Raw genomic sequence first — 24,112 nt, forward strand, 5'->3', positions numbered from 1 at the left:
GGAAGTGCAGTCCGTCGGCCGCGTCGCGGGGCGGCAGGGGAATCGGGTCGCCTCGGCGATCTCGTGAACATCGTCAGCACAAAGAGCCTTTCATCGAGAAGAGCCAGTGCCCGCACTGTCTGCGCGGATAGTTCATACGGCCACGGAAGTACTCGTGGACAGCGGCATACGCCGCCCGGTTTCTCAGATAGCCGTGGGATCGCAGAAGTACACGATCGGCGTCAATGCGCCGACGACCAGTCGCGTGCTGCGCTTCATCTCGAGTCCCCCCCCGGGTTCCGAATGTAACGGACGGTCTGCTTATACGGTCGTGTCCCCGTGGTGTTACGCCGGCCTTCCGCACCGCGGCGGGCAATCGTCGGCGTGAATCGCGGCTCATCCACAGGTGAGCGGCAAGGCGCGCGGTGCACGCCTTGCCGCTCACGTATGGAGGGGCGCTATCTTTCGGTCCCGTCGGTAGTCGCTCCGCATTCGGCGCACGCGGGCGCCGGCGCCTCGTTGTGCGGGGTTCCCGCACCGGCCCGCGACCGCACCGGGAGAAGCGGCCGCCACGGCCAGTGGTCGCCGAGGCGGCCCCGCGTACGCAGGAATCCGAGGCCGAGCACCAAGCCGAAGATCAGGTGCCCCATCAGCGACAGCGTGATCGTCGTCGGCGTGAGGGGAAACATCTCGTGCTGACCGTGCGGCGACAGGGCCACCGTTCCGATGAGCCCGGCCCATACAGGGAACACCGCGCCGGTGACGAACGCGAGGAGGACCGCCCGGCGTGACCAATGTTGGAGTCCGAGCGCGAGGGCGATGAGGAAGAACGCGATCCCGATTCCGCCGCCGTCACCGAGATAGCGCCACAGGTAGCCGACGATCGCGCCGGTCTGGGTGTCGGTTCCCGCGTGGAGCCAGGTACCCATCTTCGGGATGAAGTCGTCCCAGAGGCCGAGCAGATACACGGTGTCGAGGCGGAAGACGTCGTAGACCAGACACGCGAACATCCCCCAGCCGAGGCCGTAGCCGACGATCCTGTCGATCGGGTGTGGGGCGATCACACACAGCACGACGAGGGTGGCCGCCAGCGGAATGATCACCAGCGCGCCGGTGGCGTTCATGGACACGACACCGAACACCTGCGCGGAGATCGCGAGCAGCGGCAGGGACGCGAGCAGCAGGTACAGGCCTATCCGGGCGAAGGTCCAGTGGTGCCGGTCCGCCTTCCGGCCGGATTCGGGGGCGGGCGGGGCGGCGCCCGGCGGCCCGTGTTCGTGCACGTCGGGGACGGTGGTGCCGAGGAAGCGGAGCATCGTGGCGGGGTCCTTTCGGTCGAGGGCCTCGATCGACGAGGGTCGATTTCCGAGATCCAGCGTCCGTCGAGTACCCGACCTACGAATAGGCCCCCGAGGGGTGGTGACAGCACCCCATACACACGCGCCGCGTCCGACTCCGGTTCACTTCACGACGGTTCTCTTCCCCTGGGGGCGCCGATGTCGGCCACGAGACGCCCGGCAAGCTTCTCCGAGGATTGCGGGTTCTGTCCGGTGTAGAGGTTCCGGTCGATCACGATGTGCGGGCGCAGCGGGAGACGCGCTTTGGAGTAGTCGACGCCGATCTCCTTCAGCTTGTCCTCGAGCAGCCACGGCGCCTTCTTCGCGAACCGGTTGAGCAGTTCCTCCCGGTTCGACAGCCCGGTCATCCGGTAGCCGGCGAAGGGTGAGCGGCCCTCGGCGTCGGTTGCTGCCAGGATCGCCGCCGGCGCGTGGCACAGCAGCGCGAGCGCCTGGCCGGACGCCACTCGACGGGCCAGCAGCGCGCCGGAAGTGGTGTCGTAGGCGAGGTCCTCCATGGGCCCGTGGCCGCCGGGGTAGAACACCACATCGAACGCATCCGGATCGACGGAGTCCAGCGCGACGGGGGTGGCGAGCACGCTCTCGATGCCGTCGAGGTAGTGCCTGATTTCGCGCCGCTTCCACGGCATTCCGCCGGCGATCCCGAGACTGAGCCGATCGAGCGTCGGGGTCTTGCCGCCCGGGGTCGCGACCGTGATCTCCCAGTCGGCCTCCGCGAAGATGCGGTGGGGCACCGCGACCTCCTCCGCCCAGTAGCCCGAGGGATGCACCGTGCCGTCGTTCAGTGTCCAGCGGTCAGCCGCTGAGATTACGAACAGAACCTTCGTCATGACTTCTCCAGAAGCGTTGCCGCGACAGCGGATGAAGCGCCGGGCGGTACAGCATGCTCTCGCTGCGGGAGGCCTCTCGGACCGTCGGCTGCCACGAACCGGGTGTTGGTGCTACCTCCCCACTGTATGCGCGCACTGACCCGAAGCCCCAGTACCGTGCATTCCATGAGCACGGGATCGGCAGCAGGACGAAATGTCATCGGCGACTTCGCACGGCTGAGCTCGGACGGGCGGTTTGCCGCACTGCGGTCATTGATTCCGGAGGACGACGACGGACCGGTGCTTGCCCCGTTTCTGCTCGCGGTTGCCCGCGATGTCTCCGAGGACGACTTGGTGCGGATCGAGGCGGTGCGGGTCTTCGAGATCCTTCGGATCGATGACGATTCGCTGGCCACGCAATGTCGTGACGCGCTGATTCAGCTGGCGCGGGCGGACGACGACTGGGATATCCGCAACGCAGCCGGCTGCGCGGTGTTCGACCTGCCCGGCGCCGACCTCGCACTCGACACCATGCGCTCCGTGATAGCTGCCGAACCCGAGAGCTTCGTGCGTGAGAACGTCGCAGCCGCCCTCCACGGGTTCCTCCGCCGCCACGACTCCGCTCAGCGAGTCACGCGTCCGAATCCAGCAGGTCGGAGTAGGCCTCCCGCTTGTCCCGATCACTGATGCGGCACACGAAGCTCAGCGGAGTGGAGCCGTTCGACTTGGCCGCATGAGGATTCGCGCCCCGAGCACGCAGGAGACGGATCAGATCGGGCGCATTCCGAACCGGGGACGTGGTTGCGACGAACAACGGAGTGGCTCCGTCCGACGTGACCGCTTCGATGTCCGCTCCGGCGTCGAGGAGCAACGCTGCCGTCGACAGCCGACCGTCCTGAACCGCGAAATGGAGCGGTGTGAAGCCCTGGTAATCCGTCACATTCACATCCCCACCGGTGTCCAGGAGCGATCGCACCTCGTCGTCCTCGCCGTCGAGTGCTGCATAGTGCAGCGGTACACGACCGCCGCGGTCCCGCTCGGTCGTCACCGCAGTTCCCCGACGCGGAACCGGGAAATCGCAGGTTGGACTCCCCTCACCGTTTCTTGGACACGTTCAGTGCCACCGCTGCACGAACGAGCGCCGTGAACGCCGCTTCGTCGATCTCGTCACCCTCGTGGAAATCGATGGCGCGCCGGGTATTGCCCTCGAGGCTGGAATTGAACAAACCCGCAGGATCGTCCAACGAGGCGCCCTTCGCAAAGGTCACCTTCACGGAGCTCTTGTACGTCTCACCCGTGCAGATCATTCCGGCGTGGTACCAGACCGGAACCCCTCGCCACTTCCATTCCTCGGTGACGTCAGGTTCAGCCTGCTTGACGAGATCCCGTATCCGGGCGAGCATCTCGCCCCGCCAATCGTTCAACTCGCGGATTCTCTCGTCTATCAGCCGAGACGGAGAGTCAACGTCGTTCGAGCCACTCTGGTTCTCAGTCATGGGTGTCAGTCGCTCTCTTCATCGGTGTCGGCGATCTCCCGTGACTCGAGTATCTCCGCCCGCTCCGTGTTTGCACCGCAATTCGAATCGTGTCGGGATCGCCGACCCGGGATCTGAGGCTGACCACCACCGGGCCGCTGTTCACGATCGACCGACCAGCGGCGTGGGTCGCGTCGGGACCGCTACGACCCGGCCGATCCGAGGCTGCCGAACGCGCCGAGGGTGCCGGTGACCGGCTCCGGCGTCTCACAGATCCCTGCCGGGTTCGCGGCGGTACGCACGCCGACACCCGCACCCGCCGGACACGACGATCCGTTTACCCGGGCGAGGATGTCCCGCACCGGAATCCCGAAGCTGAGCATGCCGGCGGGGTCGGCTGCGGCCTTCGTGCAGTCCTCGGCGTTGGCCACGCTGGACCCGCTGGTGATGCCCAACGCGCGCGTTCCGGTGATGATCGCGCCGCCGCTGTCGCCCGCGAGGGTGCACGCGTTGTCGATGAAGCCGTGCACACTCCACGTCGCGCCGTCGTTTCCGTGCAGATCGGTGGTGAAGTCGGCGTCCTGCACCGTGCCGCAGGTGTAGCCGGACGTCTGACCGGACTTGCACACCGGCGCACCCACCACGGGGACCGCGGTGCCGGTGATCGTCAGTGCGCTGCCACCCGCACCGCGGACGGCGGGTTGTCCCAGACCACCTGCGGCGGCCTCCGGCGTCAGTCTGATCACCGAGTAGTCGAGTCCCCCACCGTCGCTACCGATGCCGGACTCGGCGAAGTCGCCCACCCGCGGACTGTTCCTGATGTCGGTGCGGTCGGGCGCGTACACCGCTGCCGCGTTCGACGTTCCGGTAGTTGCCGGGCTCGGATCGCAATGCCCTGCGCTGAGCACCAGCGGCGCACCCGCACCGTCCGCCGCGGCGAATCCGAACGAGCACACCATGAAAGACTGTGCTGTGACGATCGGCTCGAGGGCGGTGATGTACGCGTCGCCACCGATCGGGTCGGTGCCGGACGCGACCCGGAACCGGGGCGCCGGCGGTGGCGTGTTCGACCGCCGATTCTGTTGAGCCAGTCCATTTTCCGATCCGTCGGCCCGGAACGGGACGACCTCGGCACGGTACCCGGCCGCGACGACGCGCGCCGCGGCCTCGGCGGACGTGACCGCCACGACCGGCGTGCCGTCGACGTCGAGCCGTGCACCGCCGACGGAGCCGGGATCGGCTCGGCGCAGTTCGCTCGCATACCCGGCCACCTGCTGCGCCGCGTCCGCGCGCGCCAGGTACTCCTGCGGGGTCAGATGCAGATCGCGCTGGACGGCCGCGACGAGATCGGCGGGAAGTCCGCTCGCCGAAGGTTCCGTCGGCGCGGCCTGCCCGGTGCCCGTGACCGCCAATGCGGACAGCGCGACCGTGACACCGACGATCGCGGCGCAGCGCGCCGGCCTCTTACGCATGTCGCTCCCCATGGGTGTCGTCCGATTCGTCACCGCACCCACGTGGGCGACACCCCGCAGCCGAGCGGCAGAAGGAACATACGGCAGTCGGACCGGTCTGCACTCCGGATTCCCGACTCCCGGTCCCCCGTGCGGGGCCCTCGAGGTGTCAACGCGGCGGTTCGCACCCCGGCACACTTGACCGGTGCAGTGCGGCGGAACCGAGCGGCCGCGCGCTGGGCGCTCTACCATTCGATAGCCCCGCGATCGGCGAGGCCCACTCCAGGCGAGCACGCACACGATGCTCGAACCGGTACTGCACTGCCACAAGTCGCAAGCAAGGAGTCTCATGAACCACGAACTCGGAGATCAGGCGGCCACCTCGACCGTCAAGGGCGACGTAGTGTTCATCGGCAGCTCCGCCGCCCTGGACGAGGCCCGCGAGCTGGCCCGGGAGTTCGGCTACGGCCGGACCGAGGTCGCGGAGGGAGAACTCGACTACGCGGTGGTCGACGACGACGTCCTCGACGGCATCTGCACCGCGGCCGAGGCCGGACTGCTGGTACAGGTCCGCGCGCTCGAGGTCCCGGTGCTGACCGTGCACGACGCCCGCACCCGCTTCCGCACGGCACCGGAGTCCCTCTCGCTCACGTGAGGTTCCTCTCAGCCCAACCATGGCCTTTTCACAGGTTGCGGTGCTAGAAAAATAGACATGTCGTGGTTGTGGATCGCACTGGGGGCGTGGATCGTCGTCGCCCTCGTCGTGGCGGTGCTGATCGGTCGCGGTATCCGTCGCGCCGACCGCGAGGAACTCGGCTCCACACTCGACTGGGATCCTGCCGGGCTCGAGGCCCAGGACGCCCCCCACCCCCGCGACTGATTCCGGCGCAGCATCCCACCCGGGTGCGGTGCACGATCGATCTTCCGTCGGATCGACGCGGCAGAACACCCGCTTTGTCCGAACGCGGACCGGGACAACCGGACGAATCCACCGACACTTCAGGCAAATGCCCAAAAACGTTCATTTACCTGGACGTTCGACAAGTAGCGCGGTCGTCGGCGATCACGTACAACTGACACACATTCCGTGATCGACACCACATCTCCAGCCCGGTCCCCCGGGCCTCCGACGACCGAAGGGCGATCCGTATGCCGCTCCCCATGTCACCGGCCGACTCCGTCTTCCTCCACGGTGAATCAAGGGAGCATCCGATGCACGTCGGCGGACTCGTCCTGCTGCAGCCACCGGACGGCGCCGAGGCCCACGACGTCCGCGAGATGCTCGACGCGGCGATCGCCCGCAACCAGGTCACCCCGTTGCTCGGCAAGCGCGCCCGACGATCGGTTTCCTCACTCGGACAGTGGAGTTGGGAACCCGACAGCCAGTTCGACATCGGACACCACATCCGACACGACGCCCTCGCCCAGCCCGGCGGGATGCGCGAGTTGTCCGCACTGGTGTCGAGACTGCACAGCACGTTGCTGGACCGCAACCGCCCCCTCTGGGAGATGCACCTCATCGAGGGGCTCACGAGCGGTCGCTACGCGGTCTACACCAAGATCCACCACAGCGTCGCCGACGGCGTGAGCGCGATGCGTCTGCTTCGCCGCTCGCTGAGCATCGACTCCGAGAAGCGGGACATGCCGGCCCCGTGGGAACCCCGGGGCCGCACCGAGCGTCCCACCGCCGAAGGCGGACTGCTCGACGTCCCCCTGTCCGCCGTCCGCACGGCCGTCGACGTCGTGGGGGAAGCGACCGGACTCGTCCCCGCGGTGACCGGTTCCGTTCTGCGTGCACTACGGAAGCAGGGCGGGCCGGTCTCGTTCGCCGCTCCGCACTCGGTCCTCAACGTACCGATCACCGGTGCCCGCCAATTCGCCGCCCGCAGTTGGTCACTCGACCGGCTACGCCTGGTTGCCAAGTACGCCGACGCGACGATCAACGACGTCGTCCTGGCGATGTGCTCCGGTGCGCTGCGCGGCTACCTCGACGCGGACGGGGCCCTGCCCGACCGTTCGCTGGTCGCGATGGTGCCCGTGTCGCTGCGCGGCGAACGCGACCAGCCGCAGCCGATCGGCACCCCGGACGACCAGAGCGGCAACCGGATCGGAACCCTCATGTGCAATCTCGGGACCGACCTCACCGACCCCGCCGCGCGTCTCGGACGGATCCACACGTCGATGGCAGAGGGCAAGGCCGCACTGCGCGGGATGAGCACCGCGCAAATCCTCGCGACCAGCGCGCTCGGATCCGCACCGCTGGCGCTCGACATGCTGCTGGGCCACCACGGACCGGTGCGCCCGCCCTACAACCTCGTCATCTCCAACGTCCCGGGCCCGAACGCCCCGCTGTACTGGAACGGGGCGCGACTCGAGGCGCTCTACCCGCTGTCGCTGCCGCTCGACGGCCAGGCCCTCAACATCACCTGCACCAGCACCGACGACTCGATCTCGTTCGGCCTCACCGGTTGCCGGCGCGCGGTACCCCGGCTGGCGCGGATCCTGGACGGCCTCGACGCCGAACTGGACGCACTCGAAGCCGCGGTCGGTATCTGATCCACGTCACGCCTCGAACGGAATGACGTTGCCGGCCTTGTCGCGCGCCCCGATATCGGATTCGATCGCGTCCACGAGGTCGGCGACAGTCGCCCACGTGGCGGGCGGCTCACCGTCGAGATTGCCGATGGTCAGCCAGGTGTCGGTACCGCGGTACCGGACGAAACCCCGACCCAGCTCGTCGACGGCGACATCGAGAGCCCCGGACACCGTCCCTTCCTCCTCGGTCATGACGGCGGCCTCGAGGGCGATCTCGACGATATCGATTATCCGATCCCTCCTCGGGCGGCGCAGTCATCGGCGGCGGTGCGCAGAGCGGTCTGCTCGGCCGGGTCGACGGACAGTCCGTACTTTACCTTGATCTGCAGGTAGCGATCGATGTACGAGCACCGAAACTTCCCCGGCGGCAGGTAGTTCGCCGCGTCCTGGTCGCCCTTCGACCGGTTCGCCGACGGATCGGATGCGGCCAGGTTGATCGCGTCGTTGGCGATGCGACGGCGGGTGTCCTCGTCGAGGTTTGCCGCCCCGGAACGCCACGCCTCCGCCAGCGCGACGATGTGCTCCGCATCGACCGCCGACGGCTCCGCCATCCACTTGTACGGCTTCAGCTCGCCGGTCTTGCGGTCGATGAATCCGTACTCGTCCTGCCAGCCGCCTCCGGACCCGATCGTCAACGCGCAGGTCTTCGGATCCAGCTGCACCGAGCCGACGGCGTCGCGCAGCATCATCACGTCCCGGGTGGTGCACCGGCTGTACTGCGCGAACTCCGCGCCGAAGCCGTGCTCGGGCTTGTTCTGATCCCAGTGCGGGAACTGTTCGCGGCTGTAACCGGTCATCGGCAGTTCCGGCGCGACCGTCACCCGCCCCAGGAGCTCGGCGATCTCACCGGACGCCACCGTGCCCGGCGTCGAACCGGATCCATTGTCGTCCACGCCCAACCACTCGTCGACCAGGATGTATCCGATCGCCATGATCACCGCGATACATACCGACCCGAACACCGCCAGAATCCGCCGCACCGAACCCTCTTCTCTCGCACATACGTTCGCAGCAAGGGATACTAGTCGGTCCGAAAAATCACCTATCCGTGGGTTACCACACACCGGAACTGGGCCTCGCGGTCCACCCCACCCCGGGCGTACAGTCCCGCAATCGGGCATATCGTCCGACCGCCCGAGCGCCAGCGTCAGGAGTGCGATGTCCCCCACCATGCAGTACGCGACCCTCCCCGGAACGGATCTCGTCGTCTCGACGGTGTCCCTGGGCTGCAACAACTTCGGCTCCCGGATCGACGCGGAGCAGTCGCGCGCCGTCGTCGACGCCGCGTTCGAGCAGGGCATCACGTTCTTCGACACCGCCGACGTGTACTCGACCGGCGAATCGGAGAAGATCCTGGGGGCCACGCTCGCGGGCCGCCGCGACCAGGCGGTCATCGCGACGAAGTTCGGTGCGCCCATGAGCGAGACCGAGCGCGGTTCGTCGCCCGACTACGTCCGCCGCGCGTGCGATGCCAGCCTGCGACGGCTGGGCGTCGACCACATCGACCTGTACTACCAGCACATGCCCGACCCGACCGTGCCGATCGAGGACACGCTCGGCACGCTCGACGAACTGGTGCAGGCCGGCAAGGTGCGACACGTCGCGTGCTCCAACAGTTCGGCGCAGCAGATCGACCTGGCGGTCGAGTCCGCGAGCGAGCGCGGCCTGCCGCGCTTCGTGGCCGCGCAGATCGAGTGGAACCTCCTCGAGCGCAAGGCCGAAGCCGACATCGTGCCGACCTGCGAGAAGCGCGATCTGGCGGTGATCCCCTACTACCCGTTGGCGGCGGGCCTCCTCACCGGCAAGTACCGCCGGGGCACCGACTTCCCCAAGGGCTCGCGCTTCGACAAGTCCGACTACTTCGCGGCCACCGCCACCGACGAGGCCCTCGCCCGCGTCGAGGACCTGCTCACGCTCGCGAGCAAGCTGGACCGCCAGCTGTCCGAACTGGCCGTCGCCTGGCTCGACGCCAAGCCGCAGGTGGTGTCCGTCCTCATCGGCTCGGCGACCCCCGCACAGGTCGCGCGCAACACCACGCACCTGCGCCGGCCCCTCGACGAGGACGAACTCGCGATGATCGACGCCTTCCTGGGCGGGCACTGACGAACGAAGAACGGTGGGCCCGCACCAGCGGGCCCACCGTGTCGTTTCGAGGGGTTCGTCAGTCCTGCGCGAGCGGCGGCAGGGTGACGACCTGGCCGGCGTACGACAGGCCGGCACCGAAGCCGACCAGCAGCGCCAGCTCGCCCGGCTTCGCCTTGCCGGTGCGGATCACTTCCTCCATCGCCAGCGGAATCGACGCCGCCGAGGTGTTGCCGGTGTCGGCGATGTCGTCGGACACCGGAACCGACTCGGGCAGCTTGATCTGGCGCGCGATGACCTCGTTGATGCGGCCGTTCGCCTGGTGCGGGATGAACGCCCCCAGGTCCTCGAGCGCGACACCGGCCCGCTCGGCGGCCTTCAACGCGATCTTGCCGACCTCGAAGGCGGCCCAGCGGAAGACGGTGGTGCCCTCCATCTTGATCCACGGACGCTCCGACGGGTCGTTCGCGAACGCGAGCCAGTCCGGCTCCTGGCGGATCGCATCGGCCTGCGAGCCGTCCGAGCCCCACACGACCGGGCCGATGCCCGTGACGTCGCTGCGACCGACGACGACCGCACCGGCACCGTCACCGAAGATGAACCGCACGGTGCGGTCCGTCGGCTCGGTGCTGTCGCTCATCCGCTCGACGCCGATGACGAGCACGTAGTCCTCCGTGCCGACGCGGACCATGTCCGAGGCGACGGACAGCGCGTAGCAGAAGCCCGCGCAGCCTGCGGTGACGTCGAACGCGGCCGAACCGCCGGTGCCGAGCGCCTCGGCGACGAGCGAGGCGCACTGCGGAGTCTGCGCCGGGTAGGTGGACGTCGCGACGACGACCGCGCCGATCTGCTCGCCGGTGAGGCCGCTGGCCTCGAGCGCCTTACGGCCCGACGCGATGGCCATCGCCAGCACCGACTCGTCGTCGTTGGCGAAGCGCCGGTTCTTGATGCCCGACCGGGTCTGGATCCACTCGTCGGTGGAGTCGATCGTCTGGCAGATCTCGTCGTTGCTCACGACCCGCTCCGGGCGGTAAACACCCAACCCGAGGATGGCGGACTGCCTGACCTCGGTGGAGTTCGAGATCTGCGCAACCATGTTTGGTCTCCTCTACAGCCAATATCCAGGGGCTCGTACGGCCCCGTTCACCACGACACGGTACTTCGCGAAGCGGACCTGCACTATCACTCGGGTATACCCACCTCCACCACGCACGACGCGTCGGTCCGGCCTGATCGAGCGGGACACCCCAGACATTTCTCCCGCTCCGCCTCAGCCATTTCAGATCCGGACAATTCCAGAAATGGCGGTGACCGCATTACATCAATGCTCGGATCCCGGTCTTCGAATTCGGTTCGCCTGCTAGCGTGAAGCGCGCTCACACGAATGATCAAGAGGCTCAGATCTGGACGTATGACCAGGTAGTCACCGATATCCACCACAGATGGAGACATCCGTGAGGCCGAACCGGGTACACACTGCGATCGCATCCCTGATTTGCGTGTCGACATCCTTCCTGACCCTCGCTGCCCCGGCCGGCGCCGATCCGAATTCGGTCAATCCGATTCCCGTACTCAATGGCACGAATGGATTACCGGCTCTGCACGGGCGAAGCCAGGCCGTCGCGCAGGCGACCGGACTGCTCAGCGCCAACCGCACCCAGGACTACAACGTGCTCGGGACCGACCTCGGCATCATGTGGGACAACGGCAACGGTCAGGTGCTGACCGCGTTCGGCGACACGGCCGGGCTGGGAATTCCCAACCTGCTGGTCGGCAGCCTGTGGTCGTGGCGCAGCAACATCCTGGTCCGCAGCTCCGACCGCAACCTCGCCGACGGCATGACCTTCGACAGCACACCCCGCGACATCGTCGGGCAGTCCAAGGAACTGCTCCCCAGCCCGAAGATCCCGTTCGTCGAGATCAGTCGCATCCCGACCGCCGGCATCGCGGCCGACGGCGCCCAGTACATGAGCATGATGTCGGTCAGGGACTGGGGCGATCCGGGCAAGTGGGACACCAACTACTCCAGCCTGGCGTTCTCCACCGACAACGGCGAGAACTGGATCGAGGCCACCGAGACCCGCCGCCCCCCGGACGGCGGCAACCGGAACTTCCAGATGGGCGCCTTCGCCAAGGACGGCGGCTTCGTCTACCAGTACGGCACCCCCGCCGGACGCGGTGGGCTGGTCTACCTGGCGCGGGTCCCGGAGCAGAAGATCCGCGACCTCGGGGCGTACGAGTACTGGGACGGTGGCAAGTGGGTGCCCAAGAACCCCGACGTCGCGGCGCCGATCGTCTTCGGCGGCGTCGGCGAGATCTCGGTGCAGTACAACGACTTCCTGGGCCAGTACCTCATGCTCACCACCGACAATCGCAACTCCGTCGTGATGCGGCGCGCACCCGCCCCCACCGGACCGTGGAACGAACCCGAGGTTCTCATCGACGGCAACGAACTCCCCACGATGTACGGCGCGTACATGCATCCGTGGTCGTCGGGGCCCGACCTCTACTTCCTCACCACGGTGCACACGAACTACAACGTCCTGCTCATGCACACCACGCTGCAGCGCTGACGACCTGCTACCGTCGCCCCAAGCAAACGATTGGTTCTGGAGGCGACGTGGAGCAGCAGACGAGCACCGACCCGCGCGGCGAGGTCCAGGACCTGCTGGCCCGCATCGCGCAGCTCGCCGACGACGGCACCGTCGAGGAATACCTCGAGCACTTCACCGCCGACGCGATCTGGGAATCGCAGCCCAACCCCGTGACGGGGATGGCCGCCCAGATGCGCCAGGGCATCGCGCTGATCGAGGAGGGCGTGCGCGAGCGCCGCGCCGGCGGCGTCCAAGGCCCGGGCACGTCGAGCCGGCACGTCATCACGACCGTCGCGGTGTCGCTGGACTCGGAGACCGAGGCGTCGTCGACCGCGTACTGGCTGTTCTTCCGCGACACCACCACCGCGCCGCACCTGGCCGGCGTCGGCCGCTACGACGACACGCACCGCTACGAGGACGGGCGCTGGAAGCTGGCCCACCGCCGCATCACCGTCGGCTGAGCCGACCATCGGGGGTCCGTCGGTCGACCCCCGCGTTTTGCGCACTTGTCGTCGAGTGCGAGGCCCCCCGGGCACCGAGAAGTGCGCAAAGCGCGAAAGCGGGGCCGCGGCTATACCGTCGTGTCCATGGATGCACAGGACTGGGACGAACGGTATTCACAGGCCGAGATGGTGTGGGGGACGCCCCCGAATCCTGTGGTCGTGGAGTACGCCACGTCGCTGCCCGCGGGCCGGGCACTCGACCTCGCCTGCGGTGAAGGCCGGCACGCGCTGTGGCTCGCGACGCGCGGGTGGCGCACGACCGGCGTCGACTTCTCCTCGGTGGCGATCGAGAAGGCCCGGCAGATCGCGACGCAGGCACCGCGCTCGGTGCGCGAACGCCTCGACTACGTCGTCGACGACATCACCTCGCCGGACGCCCTGGACGATCCGCAGGGCTATGACCTGGTTCTCATGATCTTCGTCCACCTCGAACGGACACAGCGTCGCGCGCTTGTGAGTCACGTCATCGACGCGCTGAAACCCGAGGGAATCCTCATGATCCTCGGCCACGACGCGATCAACCTCACACAGGGGGTCGGCGGACCGCCCGATCCCGAAATCCTTTACACGCCGGAGGATTTGAAGGACGATCTTGATGGACGCCTGGACGTGACGGTCGCCGAACGACGCCACCGTGACGTCGAGGGCTGCACCGCGATCGACGCGCTCCTGGTCGCTCGCAAGCCCACGCTTGGCAGCTAACTTAATCGCGAGTAACATCGGCTAAGTTACCGGCGAGTAGCTAATTGGGCGGTACTCGACGGAAAGCCAGACCGCACCAACGCAGTGCCACTTCAGGGAGAAAACATGGGCCACTACAAGAGCAACGTCCGGGACCTCGAGTTCAACCTCTTCGAGGTTCTGGGCCTGGACAAGCCGCTGAGTGAGGGCGTGTGGGGGGACCTCGACGCCGACACCGTCAAGGACATGCTGTCCGAGGTCGCACGTCTGGCCGAGGGGCCGCTCGGCGAGGCCTTCGCCGACGCCGACCGCAACCCGCCGGTGTTCGACCCCGAGAAGCACGAGGCGACCCTGCCGGAGTCCTTCAAGAAGTCGTTCAAGGCGATGTGGGACGCCGAGTGGTACCGCATGGGCCTGACCGAGGAGATCGGTGGCGTGCCGGTTCCCCGCGCACTCGTCTGGGCCATCGCCGAGATGCTGCTCGGCGCGCAGCCGGCCGCGTTCATGTACCAGGCCGGACCGTCCTTCGCGGACGTGCTCTACAAGAACGGCACCGACGAGCAGAAGCAGTGGGCCGCAACCTGCGTCGAGCGCGGCTGGGGCGCCACGATGGTGCTGACCGAGCCGGACGCCGGTTCCGACGTGGGCGCCGGCCGCACCAAGGCGGTCCAGCAGGACGACGGCACGTGGCACATCGAGGGCGTCAAGCGCTTCATCACCTCGGCCACCTCGGACGACCTGTTCGAGAACATCTTCCACCTGGTGCTCGCCCGCCCCGAGGGCGCCGGTCCGGGCACCAAGGGCCTGTCGCTGTTCTTCGTCCCGAAGTTCCACTTCGACTTCGAGAAGAACGAGCTCGGCGAGCGCAACGGCGCATTCGTCACCAACGTCGAACACAAGATGGGCCTCAAGGCGTCCGCGACGTGTGAGCTCACCTTCGGTGGCCACGGCACCCCCGCCGTCGGCTGGCTGGTCGGCGATGTCCACAACGGCATCGCGCAGATGTTCGACGTCATCGAGCACGCCCGCATGATGGTGGGCACCAAGGCCATCTCGACCCTGTCGACCGGCTACCTCAACGCACTGGACTACGCCAAGCAGCGCGTCCAGGGCTCGGATCTGACGCAGATGACGGACAAGACCGCGCCGCGCGTCACCATCACGCACCACCCCGACGTCCGTCGCAGCCTGGCGATGCAGAAGGCGTACGCCGAGGGCATGCGCGCCGTGTACCTCTACACCGCCGCGCACCAGGAGCCGGCGATGGCGCAGCTGGTCTCGGGCGCCGACGAGCAGCTCGCGCACCGCGTCAACGACCTGCTGCTCCCGATCGTCAAGGGCGTCGGCTCCGAGCGTGCCTACCAGTACCTGACCGAGAGCCTACAGACCCTCGGCGGCTCGGGCTTCCTGCAGGACTACCCGATCGAGCAGTACATCCGCGACTCGAAGATCGACTCGCTGTACGAGGGCACCACCGCGATCCAGGCGCAGGACTTCTTCTTCCGCAAGATCGCCCGTGACCGCGGCGTCGCGCTGGCCCACGTGGCCGGCGAGATCAAGAAGTTCATCGACAGCGAGGCCGGCAACGGCCGCCTCAAGACCGAGCGGGCCCTGCTGTCGACGGCGCTCGAGGACGTCCAGGCGATGGCCGCCGTGCTCACCGGCCACCTCATGGGTGCGCAGGAGCAGCCGACCGAGCTGTACAAGGTGGGCCTCGGCTCGGTGCGCTTCCTGATGTCGGTGGGCGACCTGCTCATCGCCTGGCAGCTGCTGCGCCAGTCCGAGATCGCCCTCAAGGCGCTCGACGAGGGTGCGTCCGACAAGGACAAGCCGTTCTACGAGGGCAAGGTCGCGACCGCGTCGTTCTTCGCCAAGAACGTCCTGCCCGAGCTGACCGCGACCCGCAACATCCTGTCGCACCTCGACAACGACATCATGGAGCTGGACGAGGCAGCGTTCTGATCCGCCGATCACGAAGTCGGTGAGGCGCCCGGCCGGGACTCGTTCCCGGCCGGGCGCTTTCGCGTAGCACGTCGCCGACGACCGCCGCGACGTCGTCGGCGCGGGTCTCGGTCAGGCGGGCGTATCCGCACACCAACCCGCGTGGGCCGTCGGCATCGGCCAGGAACGACGACAGCGGCGGCATCGCGACTCCGCGGCCGCGCAGCGCGGCGGCGACCGCGGTGTCGTCGGTGTCGTCCGGAAGCCGCAGGACCAGGTGCAGTCCCGCCTCGACGCCCACCAACTCCACACCGGCGCAGTGCCGCCTCAGCGCGCCGACCAGGGCGGCCCGACGGGCGGCGTACGTGCGTGACGCCCGCGCGAGATGCCGAGTGAGAGCGCCCGATTCGATGAACCGGGCCAAGGCGAGCCCGCTGACCGCGCAGGCGCTCTCCCCGCCGAGCGCGAGCGCCTCGACGACCGGCCCCCGGAGCGCCCGCGGCGGCAGCAGCCAGGCCAGGCGCAGCGCCGGGGTGAGCACCTTCGACGCCGTGCCGATGTAGGCCACGCAATCGCGTCCTCCCTCCACACTGCGCAGCGCGGGCAGAGCGGACACGTCGTACCGGAACTCGCCGTCGTAGTCGTCCTCGATGAGCAGGCGCCCGGATGCGGCGGCCCACGCGACGAGCCCGGCGCGACGGGAGACGGGGAGGCGGGAACCGAGCGGATACTGGTGCGCCGGAGTGCAATACACGGCCGCATCGGAGTCTCGCAGCGATCCCGGGTCGAGGCCGTCCGCGTCGACCCCGACGGAACGCGTCCGGGCACCGGACATCCGGAGCGCGCGCCGCGCCTCGACATAGCCCGGCTCCTCGAACGCGACGTCCCGCCCCGCCAGTCCGGCCGCGGCCGCGACGGCGCGCAGGGCGGACGCCACCCCCGGGACGATGATGAGGTCGTCCGGGTCGGCGACGATGCCGCGAGTGCGCCGCAGGTGTCCGGCCAGCGCGAGCCGGAGTTCGGCGTGCGCGCCGGGCCCCGCGGCGCCGGTGGGAACGGGTGCCGCGGCCGCGCCCCGCCAGGCCCGGCGCCAGTCGGTGGTCGAGATCAGGTCCGTATCGGGGTGCCCCGGGGTGAGATCCCATGTCGGCGGTGCCGATCGCGGCGGGCGGGGCGCCGCGGTCGCGGGCGTCTCCGGCGCGACGTGCGGCGCGGCGCCCGCGGCGGCGGCGACGTCTGCGCCAGCGGACACCCGGGTGCAGGATCCGGGCAGCGCGTCGACGTAGCCGGCCGCGGCGAGTTCGTCGTACGCGTCGACGACGGAGGCTCGGGCGACGGCGAGTTCCGCCGCCAGGGTGCGCGTCGACGGGAGCGCATCGCCCGGGTGGAGTCGGCGCAGTCGGATCTGCTCGACGATCGCCTCCGCGATGCGATGCCGCAGCGGCGCGTCGGTGGCGGGCAGCTGCAGGGTCACGTGGTGGTCAGGGGTGTGGCGGGACACGGCAGCCACCATAGTGGTCTACCGGTTCGGCCGATTTCTGGATCTGGTGGACAGTCCGGAAAGTGGGAACGATTCGGTCCATGGATCGAATCAGGAGATATCCCGACCTCGCCGGCACCCGGCGAACCGACCTCGACGCCGTGCTCGACGCGACGGCGGTGGGCACCCTCGCCACCGTGGACGACGGACTGCCGTGGGTGGTCCCCATGCTCTACGCCCGCGACGGCGACCGGATCGTGCTGCACGGATCGACGGGTGCCGGCGCGCTGCGGCATGTCGCGGACGGTGCTCCCGCGGCCTTCGCCGTGACGATGCTCGACGGGATCGTGGTGGCCGACACGCTCTTCGACTCGACTGCCAACTATCGATCGGCCGTCGTGCGCGGGAACCTGCGCCGGTGCGCCGGGGACGAGGCGGTGCGGGCGCTCGACCTGATGTCCGATGCCCTCGTTCCCGGCCGCAGTGCGGAGGTGCGCACCCATACGAAGAAGGAGCTGGCCGCGACCCTTGCGATGGTCCTACCCATCGAGCCGGGGTGCTGGACCGTCAAGGTGCGCGACGCGCCGCCACCCGCGCCGACGGCGGACTCCGGCGAATGGGCGGGCGTGGTGCCGCTGCACACCACGGCCCGCGATCCGATCCCCGCACCGTGGGTGCGCGCGCACGTGCCGCCGCCCGACTCCGTGCGCCGCCTCGTCGACGGTCGGTGACGACGGCACCGCTCGATTCCGGCGTGCGGCGGGCACGTCACCGCGTGGTGTGTTTGGCTTGACGATGTCGATCCTGCCACGGAACCGAGGTTGGTGAGCCGCTGTGACCAGCATGGACGAACGAACCGGGCACTCCGGACGCGCCGGCTCACCGCCGGCTGTCGTCGCGACGGGGCTGACCCGCAGCGGCTCGCTCGGCCCCGTGTTCGGGCCGGTGAATCTACGCATCCCGTTCGGGGGTCTGGCGGTGGTCCAGGGATTCGCCGGGTCGGGCCGGACGTCGCTGTTGCTGACGCTGAGCGGGCGGATGAGACCGTCGTCGGGGAAGCTGAGCGTGCTGGGGCGGACCAAGCCGGCGGCGATCCGTGCCGTGTCCGCCATCGCCGGATTCGACGGGATCGACAGCATCTCCGAGTCGGTGACGGTGCGCGACCTCATCACCGAGCAGATCCGTTGGGATGCAACGTGGTATCTGCTGATTCGACGGGCCGGGCAGCGTGAGCTGGAGCAGGTGTGCGCGCCGGTGTTCGGCGACCGGCCGCTGCCGAAGCTCGGCGAGTACGTCAGCGATCTGGGCGAACTCGACAACCTGCTGCTGCGGATCGCCGTCGCCAACACCCAGGTGCCGCCCCTGCTGCTGGTCGACGACCTCGAGCAGGTTCGGGAGGAACGCGACCGGGCGCTGCTCGTCGAACACCTCGCGGTGCTCGGGTCGCGGCAGACCGTGATCGCGTCCGCGGTCAACCCGCTGCCACCGAATTCGCCCGCCCACGAATTCCATCCGCTGTCCGAAGCCGAGGTGTAGTCATGCTCGCAGGGATGTCGCTCGGTACCGAACTCAAGCGATTCTCGCGCGGGCTGATGCCCCGGGTCGCGCTCGTGACCATCGTGCTGATGCCGCTGCTGTACGGCGCGCTGTACCTGTGGGCGTTCTGGGACCCGTTCGCCGCCACCGGCAAGATCCCGGTGGCCCTCGTCAACAACGATCAGGGCACCGTGGTGGACGGCAAACCGCTCGACGCCGGCGATCAGGTGGCGCAGGGGCTGAAGGATTCCGGGGATCTCGACTTCCACGAGGTCACCGCGTACGAGGCGTCGACCGGCGTCGCGTCCGGGCGGTACTACTTCTCGGTGACGCTGCCCGGCGACTTCAGCCGATCCGTCGCCTCCCCCACCGGACCCGACCCCCGGAAGGCGCAGATCGTCTTCACCTACAACGACGCCAACAACTACCTCGGCACCGTCATCGGGCAGAACGCCGCGCAGCAGATCCTCAACATCGTCGGCGCGCAGATCGGCGAGCAATCGGTCGACCAGGTGCTGCTCGGGCTCGGCGCCGCCGGGGACGGGCTACGCAAGGCCGCCGACGGCGCCGGTCAGCTCGCGGCGGGCGCGCAGGCCGCCGACGCCGGCGCGCAACAACTCGCGGGCGGATCCCGCACCCTCGCCGACGGCCTGACCACCGCGCACACCGGGTCGACCGCGCTCGCGGACGGCACCGCCCAGCTGTCCGGGGGCATCGATACCGCCGCGGGTGGGGCGTCGGCGCTCGCCGGCGGGATGGATCAGCTCTCCGGCGCGACGGCCGCTCTCGGTGACGGCGCGGGACAGCTCAGTACCGGCGTGAACCAGCTCGTCGACCGGATCAGCGGGGCCCTCGGACCCGCGCTCGACGCCGCCACCGTCGCCCAGCTCGGCCAGCTGCGCGACGGCGCCCAGCAACTCGCCTTCCAACTCGGCGACCCGTCGAGCCCCTACCGGTCGGGGATGACGCAGGCCGTCGCCGGTTCCGGACAGCTGCGCGACGGCCTGGCCCAGCTGCAGTCCGGCGGGCAGCAGGCCGCCTCCGGGGCCCGCGCCCTCGACGACGGACTGACCCAGTTGTCCGGTGGCAGTGAGACTCTCGCGCAGGGCTCGCAGCAGCTCGCGACGGGCATCGGCCAGCTGAAGGACGGATCCGGGGAGCTCGCCTCCCAGCTGAAGGAGGGCAGCAAGCAGGTGCCGACCTGGGACCCGCAGCAGCGCACCGCCGTCGCGCAGACCGTGTCGTCGCCGATCGCACTCGACCAGCACCACGACAACCGCGCCAAGACGTTCGGCACCGGATTCGCGCCGTTCTTCCTGCCGCTGGCGCTGTTCGTCGGCGGCATCATCACGTGGATGCTGTTGCGGCCCATTCAGAACCGGCCGATCTCGACGGGGCTCGGGGCGCTACGGGTGGTGCTCGCCTCGTACTGGCCGGCCGCGTTGATCGCGATCGCACAGGTGCTGGTGATGTACGTCGTGGTGCACTTCGGCGTCGGCCTGGTCCCGGTCTACGTGTTCGGCACCATCGCGTTCCTGGGTCTGGTCGGTCTCACCTACATGGCGATGATCCAGGCCTTCAACGCGATCTTCGGGCCCGCCGTCGGACGCGTCGTCACGCTCGCCTTCCTGATGCTGCAACTGGTGTCGTCCGGCGGCATCTACCCCGTTGAGACCACCGCGAAACCGTTCCAGATCCTGCACCCGTTCGACCCGATGACCTACGCCGTCAACGGCTTACGCCAGCTGACCGTCGGCGGTATCGACTCCCGGCTGTGGGTGTCGATCGCGGTCCTGCTCGGCCTGCTGCTGGCGTCGCTGGCCGCGAGCGCGCTGTCGGTGCGCCGCGACCGGACGTGGACGCTGATGCGCCTGCACCCGCCGATCGAGGTGTGACGCCGTCAGCGCGTCGGGGTCGCCGGCGGTTCGGACGTCCCGTTCGACGGCGCCGGGGCCGACTCGTTCGACACGCACTTGACGATCGGCACCGGGTCGTAGCGGACGGTCCGGGTGTTGCGGGAGACCTGCGCGCCGGTGTCCGCGTCGGTGATGATCCGCGTGTCGCTGACCGTGAAGCCCGGTGCGCCGCCCGACGCCACGCAGTGCGGGCCGGCCGGGAGCGTGATGGTGTTCGGCGACGTCTGGTTGGACCGGTCGCCCGTCACCGACTCCACGTCGACGGTCTTGGTGCCCCAGATGCGGACGGTGATGTTGGAACTGGTGCCGATCGTCTGGATCATGACGCCGGTCTTCGACGGGTTGCGGAACTTCAGGTCGATCGCGCCTTCGAACACCGTCGCCTCGCGTGCCGCGGGGTAGCGCGAGATGTAGTAGCTGTGCTCGGTGTGCTCGACGTCCTCCATGCCCGCGAAGTACGTGGCGTTGTAGAGGGTGGTCGCGAGCTGGCTGATGCCGCCGCCGACCGCCTTGTCGGGGCGCCCGTTGTTGATGATGCCGGACTCGACGTACCCCTCCGCCGAGCCGCGCGGACCGGTGTAACCGTTGAGCGAGAAGGTCTCTCCCGGCTTGACGATCGCACCGTCGATCTCGCTGGCCGCGAGCCGGATGTTGACGCCGGACGCGTACTCGAAACCGCCGGTGGTGTACTCGCCGATCACCTCGCGGATTCCGAGCGCGTTGGCGCCCTCGGTGGTCAACGCGGGCTCCGCAGGCTCGTAGATCGCCGGGGTGGTGCGCTCGGCGGGCGCGGCGAGCAGCGCCGGGAGTGGCTCGAGCGTCTTGGGCCACTGCACCATGTCGCCCTTGACCGACGGAACCACCTGCGGCGAACCGCCCGACAGGCTGATCTGCGCGTCCTTGGGCTTGATCTCGGTGCTCGCCAGCTGCGGCGCCAGGATCGCGGTCGCCGCCTCGACGTTGTACTGCGGTGACAGCCCGCCGCCGCCGTCGGGCACGAACGTCAGCACCTTGCCGACCTGGTCGCGGGGCAGCGTCGCGGCCGCGCCGTCCTTGCCGGTCACCACGACGTCGGCCGCCGCCGCGGGGGTCGCGACGTCGCGCACCGCGGCGTCGACACCGGCCTGCGTGACGGTCACGTCGACGGTGTCGACCGGCAGGGCGACGGTGGTGCCGAACGCCCACTCGTCGACGAACGTGTCCTCGGCGGCCTCCACCTCGAGGCTCTGACCCGGCAGCGGGGCGACCGGAACCACCCGGGCACCCTCGAACACGACGTTGCCCTCGCGCGGGGCCCGATCGGTCTCCTGCCGGACATCGCCCATCGCCGCGGTCAGCGCCGCGTCGTCGACGGTGGACACCACGCCGATCTCCTGGTCGGAGAACAGCGAGGCCAGTCGGGTGAACGGGTTGATCGGCTGCTCGCCCGCCCGCTCGACGGTGGCCTCCCAGTCGACGCCGACGCCGGCCTGCGACGGGACGATGGAGCTGTCGGTGGTGCCGGCGCGCACCGGCACCGGACGATCCACTCGCGGCCCCAGCTGGGCCCGCAGCGTCTCCTCCGCCGCGGCCGTGCTCTGGCCGCCGATGTCCACCCCGGCAACGGTGACGCCGCGCGGCACCCGATCGGCCGAGACCACCCAGTCCACCGCGTACGCGATCACGCCGACGGCGACGACCCCGCCGGCCACGGCGGCGTACTTCACCCACCGACGCCGGGGCGCCGTATCGGCCTGCTCCGGCTCGGGCTGCGGGGTCGGCTGGGCCCCGGGCTGCGACTGCGGCGCCGGCTGGCCGGGTTCCGGCTGGGGCGGCAGCGCCGCTTCCGGCCGCGGTGCGGGCATGCGCTCCGGCGGCGTCCGGAACGCCTCGGTGGGAGCCTCGGAGGCGGTGTCCGCCCCGGCGGGAACCGATGGATCCGACGGGACCACCGGCATGATCTCGGTCGGATTCTCGTCCGGTTCCGGACCTCCCATGCGGTTTGCCTGGTCCTTGGCGCCGTCGCGCTCGTCGCTCATGAAGTGGGCTCCTGCCGAATCGACACCGTGCGGGGCCGTCGTGTTGCGTATTCGTTCCCGTTCAGCGTAGTCGGGACGCTCGTAACGACCACTCGGGATTCCCGTCGGCGGCACCACATGCCGCCGCGACGGACGCGGAAACGTAGAGCGGCCCCGTGTAGTTGCCAGGTCGGGGGTCAGGCAACAACACGGGGCCGACTGGGATATCGCCCCCAGGCGAGAGGCGTTACACCACCGAGTTCCGGACGGTCCGATTCGTCCGGTTCGGCCCGGGTCGTCAGACCTCGACGATCGCCGTGACGCCCTGGCCGCCGGCCGCGCAGATGGAAATCAGGCCACGGCCCGACCCCTTTTCCGCCAGCATCTTCGCGAGCGAGGCGACGATCCGGCCGCCGGTGGCCGCGAACGGGTGGCCGGCCGCGAGCGACGAGCCGTTGACGTTGAGCTTGCTCCGATCGATGCTCCCCAGTGCCCCGTCCAGGCCCAGGCGCTCCTTGCAGTACTCGTCGGACTCGAACGCCTGCAGGGTCGCGAGGACGACCGACGCGAACGCCTCGTGGATCTCGTAGAAGTCGAAGTCCTGCAGGGTGAGACCGTTGCGGGCCAGCAGGCGCGGGATCGCATACGTCGGGGCCATCAGCAGACCGTCACCGCCGTGGACGTAGTCGACGGCCGCCGTCTCCGAGTCCACCAGGTGCGCGAGCACCGGCAGATTGCGCTCGGCAGCCCACTCGTCGGTCGACAGCAGCACCGCGGACGCGCCGTCGGTGAGCGGGGTCGAGTTGCCCGCGGTCATGGTCGCGTCGCCCAGCTTGTTGCCGAACACCGGCTTGAGCTTCGCGAGCTTCTCGACGGTGGAATCGGGACGCAGGTTGTCGTCGCGGGTCAGGCCCAGGAACGGGGTGACCAGGTCGTCGAAGAAGCCGCGGTCGTAGGCGGCGGCCATGTTGCGATGGCTCGCGGCGGCCAGCTCGTCCTGGTCCTCGCGGCGGACGCCGAACTCCTTCGCGGTGATGGCCGCGTGGTCGCCCATCGACAGACCGGTCCGCGGCTCGCCGTTGCGCGGGATCTCGATGCCGAGCATCGACGGGCGCACCTGGCCGAGGAGCTTGACGCGGTCCGCGGTGGTCCGCGCCCGGTTCATCGACAGCAGGAACTCGCGCAGCTCGTTGTTCACCCCGATCGGGGCGTCGGAGGTGGTGTCGACGCCGCCGCCGATGCCCGCGTCGATGCGGCCGGACGCGATGGCGTCGCCGACCGCGATGATCGACTGCAGGCCGGTGCCGCACGCCTGCTGCAGGTCGTAGGCCGGGGTGTAGGGGCTCAGCGCGCTCCCGAGCACGCATTCGCGCATGAGGTTGAAGTCACGGCTGTGCTTGAGCACCGCACCGCCGACCACCATGCCGAGCCGCTCGCCCTGCAGGCCGAACCGGCTCACCAGCCCGTCGAGCGTCGCGGTGAACATGTCCTGGTTGGAGGCGTGCGCGTACGCCCGGTCCGAGCGCGCGAACGGAAGGCGGTTGCCTCCGACGATGGCGACGGGGCGAAACTGCCGACCGCCGGACTGCGGGGCGGTTGCCGGCTTCCGGCTGCTGTTACGGGCTCTGCTGGTCACGTCGTTCTCCATAAAGGTGGCGGGTAGGCAGTCGGCTGCTGCACTCGACAGTGTTCACACTCGACATTGAACTTACTCC

Annotated in this window: 23 protein-coding genes; 12 read left to right on the forward strand and 11 right to left on the reverse strand. The window is 69.1% G+C overall.

Features of this window, described 5'->3' with window-relative positions; translation table 11 throughout:
• Positions 1-437: 437 nt before the first annotated feature.
• Positions 438-1,295 (reverse strand): hypothetical protein, encoded by an 858-nt coding sequence (locus EGT67_RS11125; protein WP_127916143.1) that lies wholly within the window; start codon positions 1,293-1,295, stop codon positions 438-440.
• A 149-nt stretch (positions 1,296-1,444) separates the two neighbouring features.
• Positions 1,445-2,167 (reverse strand): type 1 glutamine amidotransferase domain-containing protein, encoded by a 723-nt coding sequence (locus EGT67_RS11130; RefSeq protein WP_127916144.1) that lies wholly within the window; start codon positions 2,165-2,167, stop codon positions 1,445-1,447.
• Positions 2,168-2,332: 165 nt separating this feature from the next.
• Between EGT67_RS11130 and EGT67_RS11135 the strand changes: the two genes are divergently transcribed.
• On the forward strand, positions 2,333-2,833 hold the full coding sequence (locus tag EGT67_RS11135; protein WP_127916145.1) for a HEAT repeat domain-containing protein: 501 nt from the start codon (positions 2,333-2,335) through the stop codon (positions 2,831-2,833).
• Here the strand turns inward: EGT67_RS11135 and EGT67_RS11140 are convergent.
• The 3 genes from EGT67_RS11140 to EGT67_RS11150 form a co-directional block, all read right to left on the reverse strand.
• A complete protein-coding gene (locus EGT67_RS11140) occupies positions 2,778-3,194 on the reverse strand; it encodes an ankyrin repeat domain-containing protein (RefSeq protein ID WP_127916146.1) in 417 nt (138 codons plus the stop codon). The genes EGT67_RS11135 and EGT67_RS11140 overlap by 56 nt on opposite strands.
• Before the next feature lie 46 nt (positions 3,195-3,240).
• Positions 3,241-3,642 (reverse strand): DUF1801 domain-containing protein, encoded by a 402-nt coding sequence (locus EGT67_RS11145; protein WP_127916147.1) that lies wholly within the window; start codon positions 3,640-3,642, stop codon positions 3,241-3,243.
• A 182-nt stretch (positions 3,643-3,824) separates the two neighbouring features.
• Positions 3,825-5,093, reverse strand: coding sequence for a S1 family peptidase (locus EGT67_RS11150; protein ID WP_127916148.1), 1,269 nt, complete (start codon positions 5,091-5,093; stop codon positions 3,825-3,827).
• 328 nt (positions 5,094-5,421) lie between these two features.
• Here EGT67_RS11150 and EGT67_RS11155 point away from each other — a divergent pair, with 328 nt between their 5' ends.
• From EGT67_RS11155 to EGT67_RS11160, 3 genes are all read left to right on the forward strand, one after another.
• Positions 5,422-5,727, forward strand: coding sequence for a hypothetical protein (locus EGT67_RS11155; RefSeq protein WP_127916149.1), 306 nt, complete (start codon positions 5,422-5,424; stop codon positions 5,725-5,727).
• Between the two features lie 57 nt (positions 5,728-5,784).
• The gene (locus EGT67_RS25060) at positions 5,785-5,952 is read left to right on the forward strand and encodes a hypothetical protein (protein WP_164877535.1); all 168 of its coding nucleotides are present in this window, start codon (positions 5,785-5,787) and stop codon (positions 5,950-5,952) included.
• Positions 5,953-6,221: 269 nt separating this feature from the next.
• Complete coding sequence (locus EGT67_RS11160; protein ID WP_127916150.1) at positions 6,222-7,628, forward strand: WS/DGAT/MGAT family O-acyltransferase; 1,407 nt, start codon at positions 6,222-6,224, stop codon at positions 7,626-7,628.
• Positions 7,629-7,634: 6 nt separating this feature from the next.
• Here the strand turns inward: EGT67_RS11160 and EGT67_RS11165 are convergent, their stop codons facing one another.
• Both EGT67_RS11165 and EGT67_RS11170 read right to left on the reverse strand, forming a co-directional pair.
• Complete coding sequence (locus EGT67_RS11165; protein WP_127916151.1) at positions 7,635-7,859, reverse strand: hypothetical protein; 225 nt, start codon at positions 7,857-7,859, stop codon at positions 7,635-7,637.
• A 35-nt stretch (positions 7,860-7,894) separates the two neighbouring features.
• A complete protein-coding gene (locus EGT67_RS11170) occupies positions 7,895-8,647 on the reverse strand; it encodes an HNH endonuclease family protein (RefSeq protein WP_241565977.1) in 753 nt (250 codons plus the stop codon).
• 178 nt (positions 8,648-8,825) lie between these two features.
• Between EGT67_RS11170 and EGT67_RS11175 the strand changes: the two genes are divergently transcribed.
• A complete protein-coding gene (locus tag EGT67_RS11175; protein WP_127916152.1) occupies positions 8,826-9,770 on the forward strand; it encodes an aldo/keto reductase in 945 nt (314 codons plus the stop codon).
• A 58-nt stretch (positions 9,771-9,828) separates the two neighbouring features.
• Here EGT67_RS11175 and EGT67_RS11180 read toward each other — a convergent pair whose 3' ends face one another.
• The gene (locus EGT67_RS11180; RefSeq protein WP_127916153.1) at positions 9,829-10,845 is read right to left on the reverse strand and encodes a beta-ketoacyl-ACP synthase III; all 1,017 of its coding nucleotides are present in this window, start codon (positions 10,843-10,845) and stop codon (positions 9,829-9,831) included.
• 346 nt (positions 10,846-11,191) lie between these two features.
• Between EGT67_RS11180 and EGT67_RS11185 the strand changes: the two genes are divergently transcribed.
• The 4 genes from EGT67_RS11185 to EGT67_RS11200 all read left to right on the forward strand — a co-directional run bounded on the left by EGT67_RS11185 (position 11,192) and on the right by EGT67_RS11200 (position 15,489).
• A complete protein-coding gene (locus EGT67_RS11185; RefSeq protein WP_127916154.1) occupies positions 11,192-12,322 on the forward strand; it encodes a DUF4185 domain-containing protein in 1,131 nt (376 codons plus the stop codon).
• Positions 12,323-12,369: 47 nt separating this feature from the next.
• Positions 12,370-12,804 (forward strand): nuclear transport factor 2 family protein, encoded by a 435-nt coding sequence (locus EGT67_RS11190; RefSeq protein ID WP_127916155.1) that lies wholly within the window; start codon positions 12,370-12,372, stop codon positions 12,802-12,804.
• Positions 12,805-12,930: 126 nt separating this feature from the next.
• Entirely contained in the window at positions 12,931-13,548 is a 618-nt protein-coding gene (locus EGT67_RS11195) for a class I SAM-dependent methyltransferase (RefSeq protein WP_127916156.1), read from the forward strand.
• A 105-nt stretch (positions 13,549-13,653) separates the two neighbouring features.
• Complete coding sequence (locus EGT67_RS11200) at positions 13,654-15,489, forward strand: acyl-CoA dehydrogenase (RefSeq protein WP_127916157.1); 1,836 nt, start codon at positions 13,654-13,656, stop codon at positions 15,487-15,489.
• Here EGT67_RS11200 and pdxR read toward each other — a convergent pair.
• Positions 15,461-16,981, reverse strand: coding sequence for a MocR-like pyridoxine biosynthesis transcription factor PdxR (gene pdxR / locus EGT67_RS11205; RefSeq protein WP_127916158.1), 1,521 nt, complete (start codon positions 16,979-16,981; stop codon positions 15,461-15,463). The genes EGT67_RS11200 and pdxR overlap by 29 nt on opposite strands.
• A gap of 68 nt (positions 16,982-17,049) precedes the next feature.
• On the opposite strand from pdxR, the gene EGT67_RS11210 reads away from it, so the two are divergent.
• The 3 genes from EGT67_RS11210 to EGT67_RS11220 all read left to right on the forward strand — a co-directional run bounded on the left by EGT67_RS11210 (position 17,050) and on the right by EGT67_RS11220 (position 20,379).
• On the forward strand, positions 17,050-17,679 hold the full coding sequence (locus EGT67_RS11210; protein ID WP_127916159.1) for a pyridoxamine 5'-phosphate oxidase family protein: 630 nt from the start codon (positions 17,050-17,052) through the stop codon (positions 17,677-17,679).
• Positions 17,680-17,791: 112 nt separating this feature from the next.
• Positions 17,792-18,484, forward strand: coding sequence for a hypothetical protein (locus tag EGT67_RS11215; protein ID WP_127916360.1), 693 nt, complete (start codon positions 17,792-17,794; stop codon positions 18,482-18,484).
• A 2-nt stretch (positions 18,485-18,486) separates the two neighbouring features.
• A complete protein-coding gene (locus EGT67_RS11220; RefSeq protein ID WP_127916160.1) occupies positions 18,487-20,379 on the forward strand; it encodes a YhgE/Pip domain-containing protein in 1,893 nt (630 codons plus the stop codon).
• A 5-nt stretch (positions 20,380-20,384) separates the two neighbouring features.
• On the opposite strand, the gene EGT67_RS11225 is transcribed toward EGT67_RS11220, so the two are convergent.
• Complete coding sequence (locus EGT67_RS11225) at positions 20,385-22,418, reverse strand: VanW family protein (protein ID WP_206612346.1); 2,034 nt, start codon at positions 22,416-22,418, stop codon at positions 20,385-20,387.
• Between the two features lie 277 nt (positions 22,419-22,695).
• A complete protein-coding gene (locus EGT67_RS11230) occupies positions 22,696-24,033 on the reverse strand; it encodes an acetyl-CoA C-acetyltransferase (protein ID WP_127916161.1) in 1,338 nt (445 codons plus the stop codon).
• Positions 24,034-24,112 lie beyond the last annotated feature (79 nt).

It is taken from the genome of Prescottella agglutinans (genome assembly GCF_004011865.1).
Classification (GTDB): Bacteria; Actinomycetota; Actinomycetes; order Mycobacteriales; family Mycobacteriaceae; genus Prescottella; species Prescottella agglutinans.

Bases quoted from the DNA above. Each gene is read 5' to 3' on its own strand.
- EGT67_RS11130 (WP_127916144.1), bottom strand. From the start codon at position 2,167: ATGACGAAGGTTCTGTTCGTAATCTCAGCGGCTGACCGCTGGACACTG.
- EGT67_RS11155 (WP_127916149.1), top strand. From the start codon at position 5,422: ATGAACCACGAACTCGGAGATCAGGCGGCCACCTCGACCGTCAAGGGC.
- EGT67_RS11135 (WP_127916145.1), top strand. From the start codon at position 2,333: ATGAGCACGGGATCGGCAGCAGGACGAAATGTCATCGGCGACTTCGCA.
- EGT67_RS11160 (WP_127916150.1), top strand. From the start codon at position 6,222: ATGCCGCTCCCCATGTCACCGGCCGACTCCGTCTTCCTCCACGGTGAA.
- EGT67_RS11225 (WP_206612346.1), bottom strand. From the start codon at position 22,418: ATGAGCGACGAGCGCGACGGCGCCAAGGACCAGGCAAACCGCATGGGA.
- EGT67_RS11210 (WP_127916159.1), top strand. From the start codon at position 17,050: ATGGATCGAATCAGGAGATATCCCGACCTCGCCGGCACCCGGCGAACC.
- EGT67_RS11145 (WP_127916147.1), bottom strand. From the start codon at position 3,642: ATGACTGAGAACCAGAGTGGCTCGAACGACGTTGACTCTCCGTCTCGG.
- EGT67_RS11125 (WP_127916143.1), bottom strand. From the start codon at position 1,295: ATGCTCCGCTTCCTCGGCACCACCGTCCCCGACGTGCACGAACACGGG.
- EGT67_RS11200 (WP_127916157.1), top strand. From the start codon at position 13,654: ATGGGCCACTACAAGAGCAACGTCCGGGACCTCGAGTTCAACCTCTTC.
- EGT67_RS11150 (WP_127916148.1), bottom strand. From the start codon at position 5,093: ATGCGTAAGAGGCCGGCGCGCTGCGCCGCGATCGTCGGTGTCACGGTC.
- EGT67_RS11220 (WP_127916160.1), top strand. From the start codon at position 18,487: ATGCTCGCAGGGATGTCGCTCGGTACCGAACTCAAGCGATTCTCGCGC.
- EGT67_RS11180 (WP_127916153.1), bottom strand. From the start codon at position 10,845: ATGGTTGCGCAGATCTCGAACTCCACCGAGGTCAGGCAGTCCGCCATC.
- EGT67_RS11175 (WP_127916152.1), top strand. From the start codon at position 8,826: ATGTCCCCCACCATGCAGTACGCGACCCTCCCCGGAACGGATCTCGTC.
- EGT67_RS11165 (WP_127916151.1), bottom strand. From the start codon at position 7,859: ATGACCGAGGAGGAAGGGACGGTGTCCGGGGCTCTCGATGTCGCCGTC.
- pdxR (WP_127916158.1), bottom strand. From the start codon at position 16,981: ATGGTGGCTGCCGTGTCCCGCCACACCCCTGACCACCACGTGACCCTG.
- EGT67_RS11215 (WP_127916360.1), top strand. From the start codon at position 17,792: ATGGACGAACGAACCGGGCACTCCGGACGCGCCGGCTCACCGCCGGCT.
- EGT67_RS25060 (WP_164877535.1), top strand. From the start codon at position 5,785: ATGTCGTGGTTGTGGATCGCACTGGGGGCGTGGATCGTCGTCGCCCTC.
- EGT67_RS11195 (WP_127916156.1), top strand. From the start codon at position 12,931: ATGGATGCACAGGACTGGGACGAACGGTATTCACAGGCCGAGATGGTG.
- EGT67_RS11185 (WP_127916154.1), top strand. From the start codon at position 11,192: ATGGAGACATCCGTGAGGCCGAACCGGGTACACACTGCGATCGCATCC.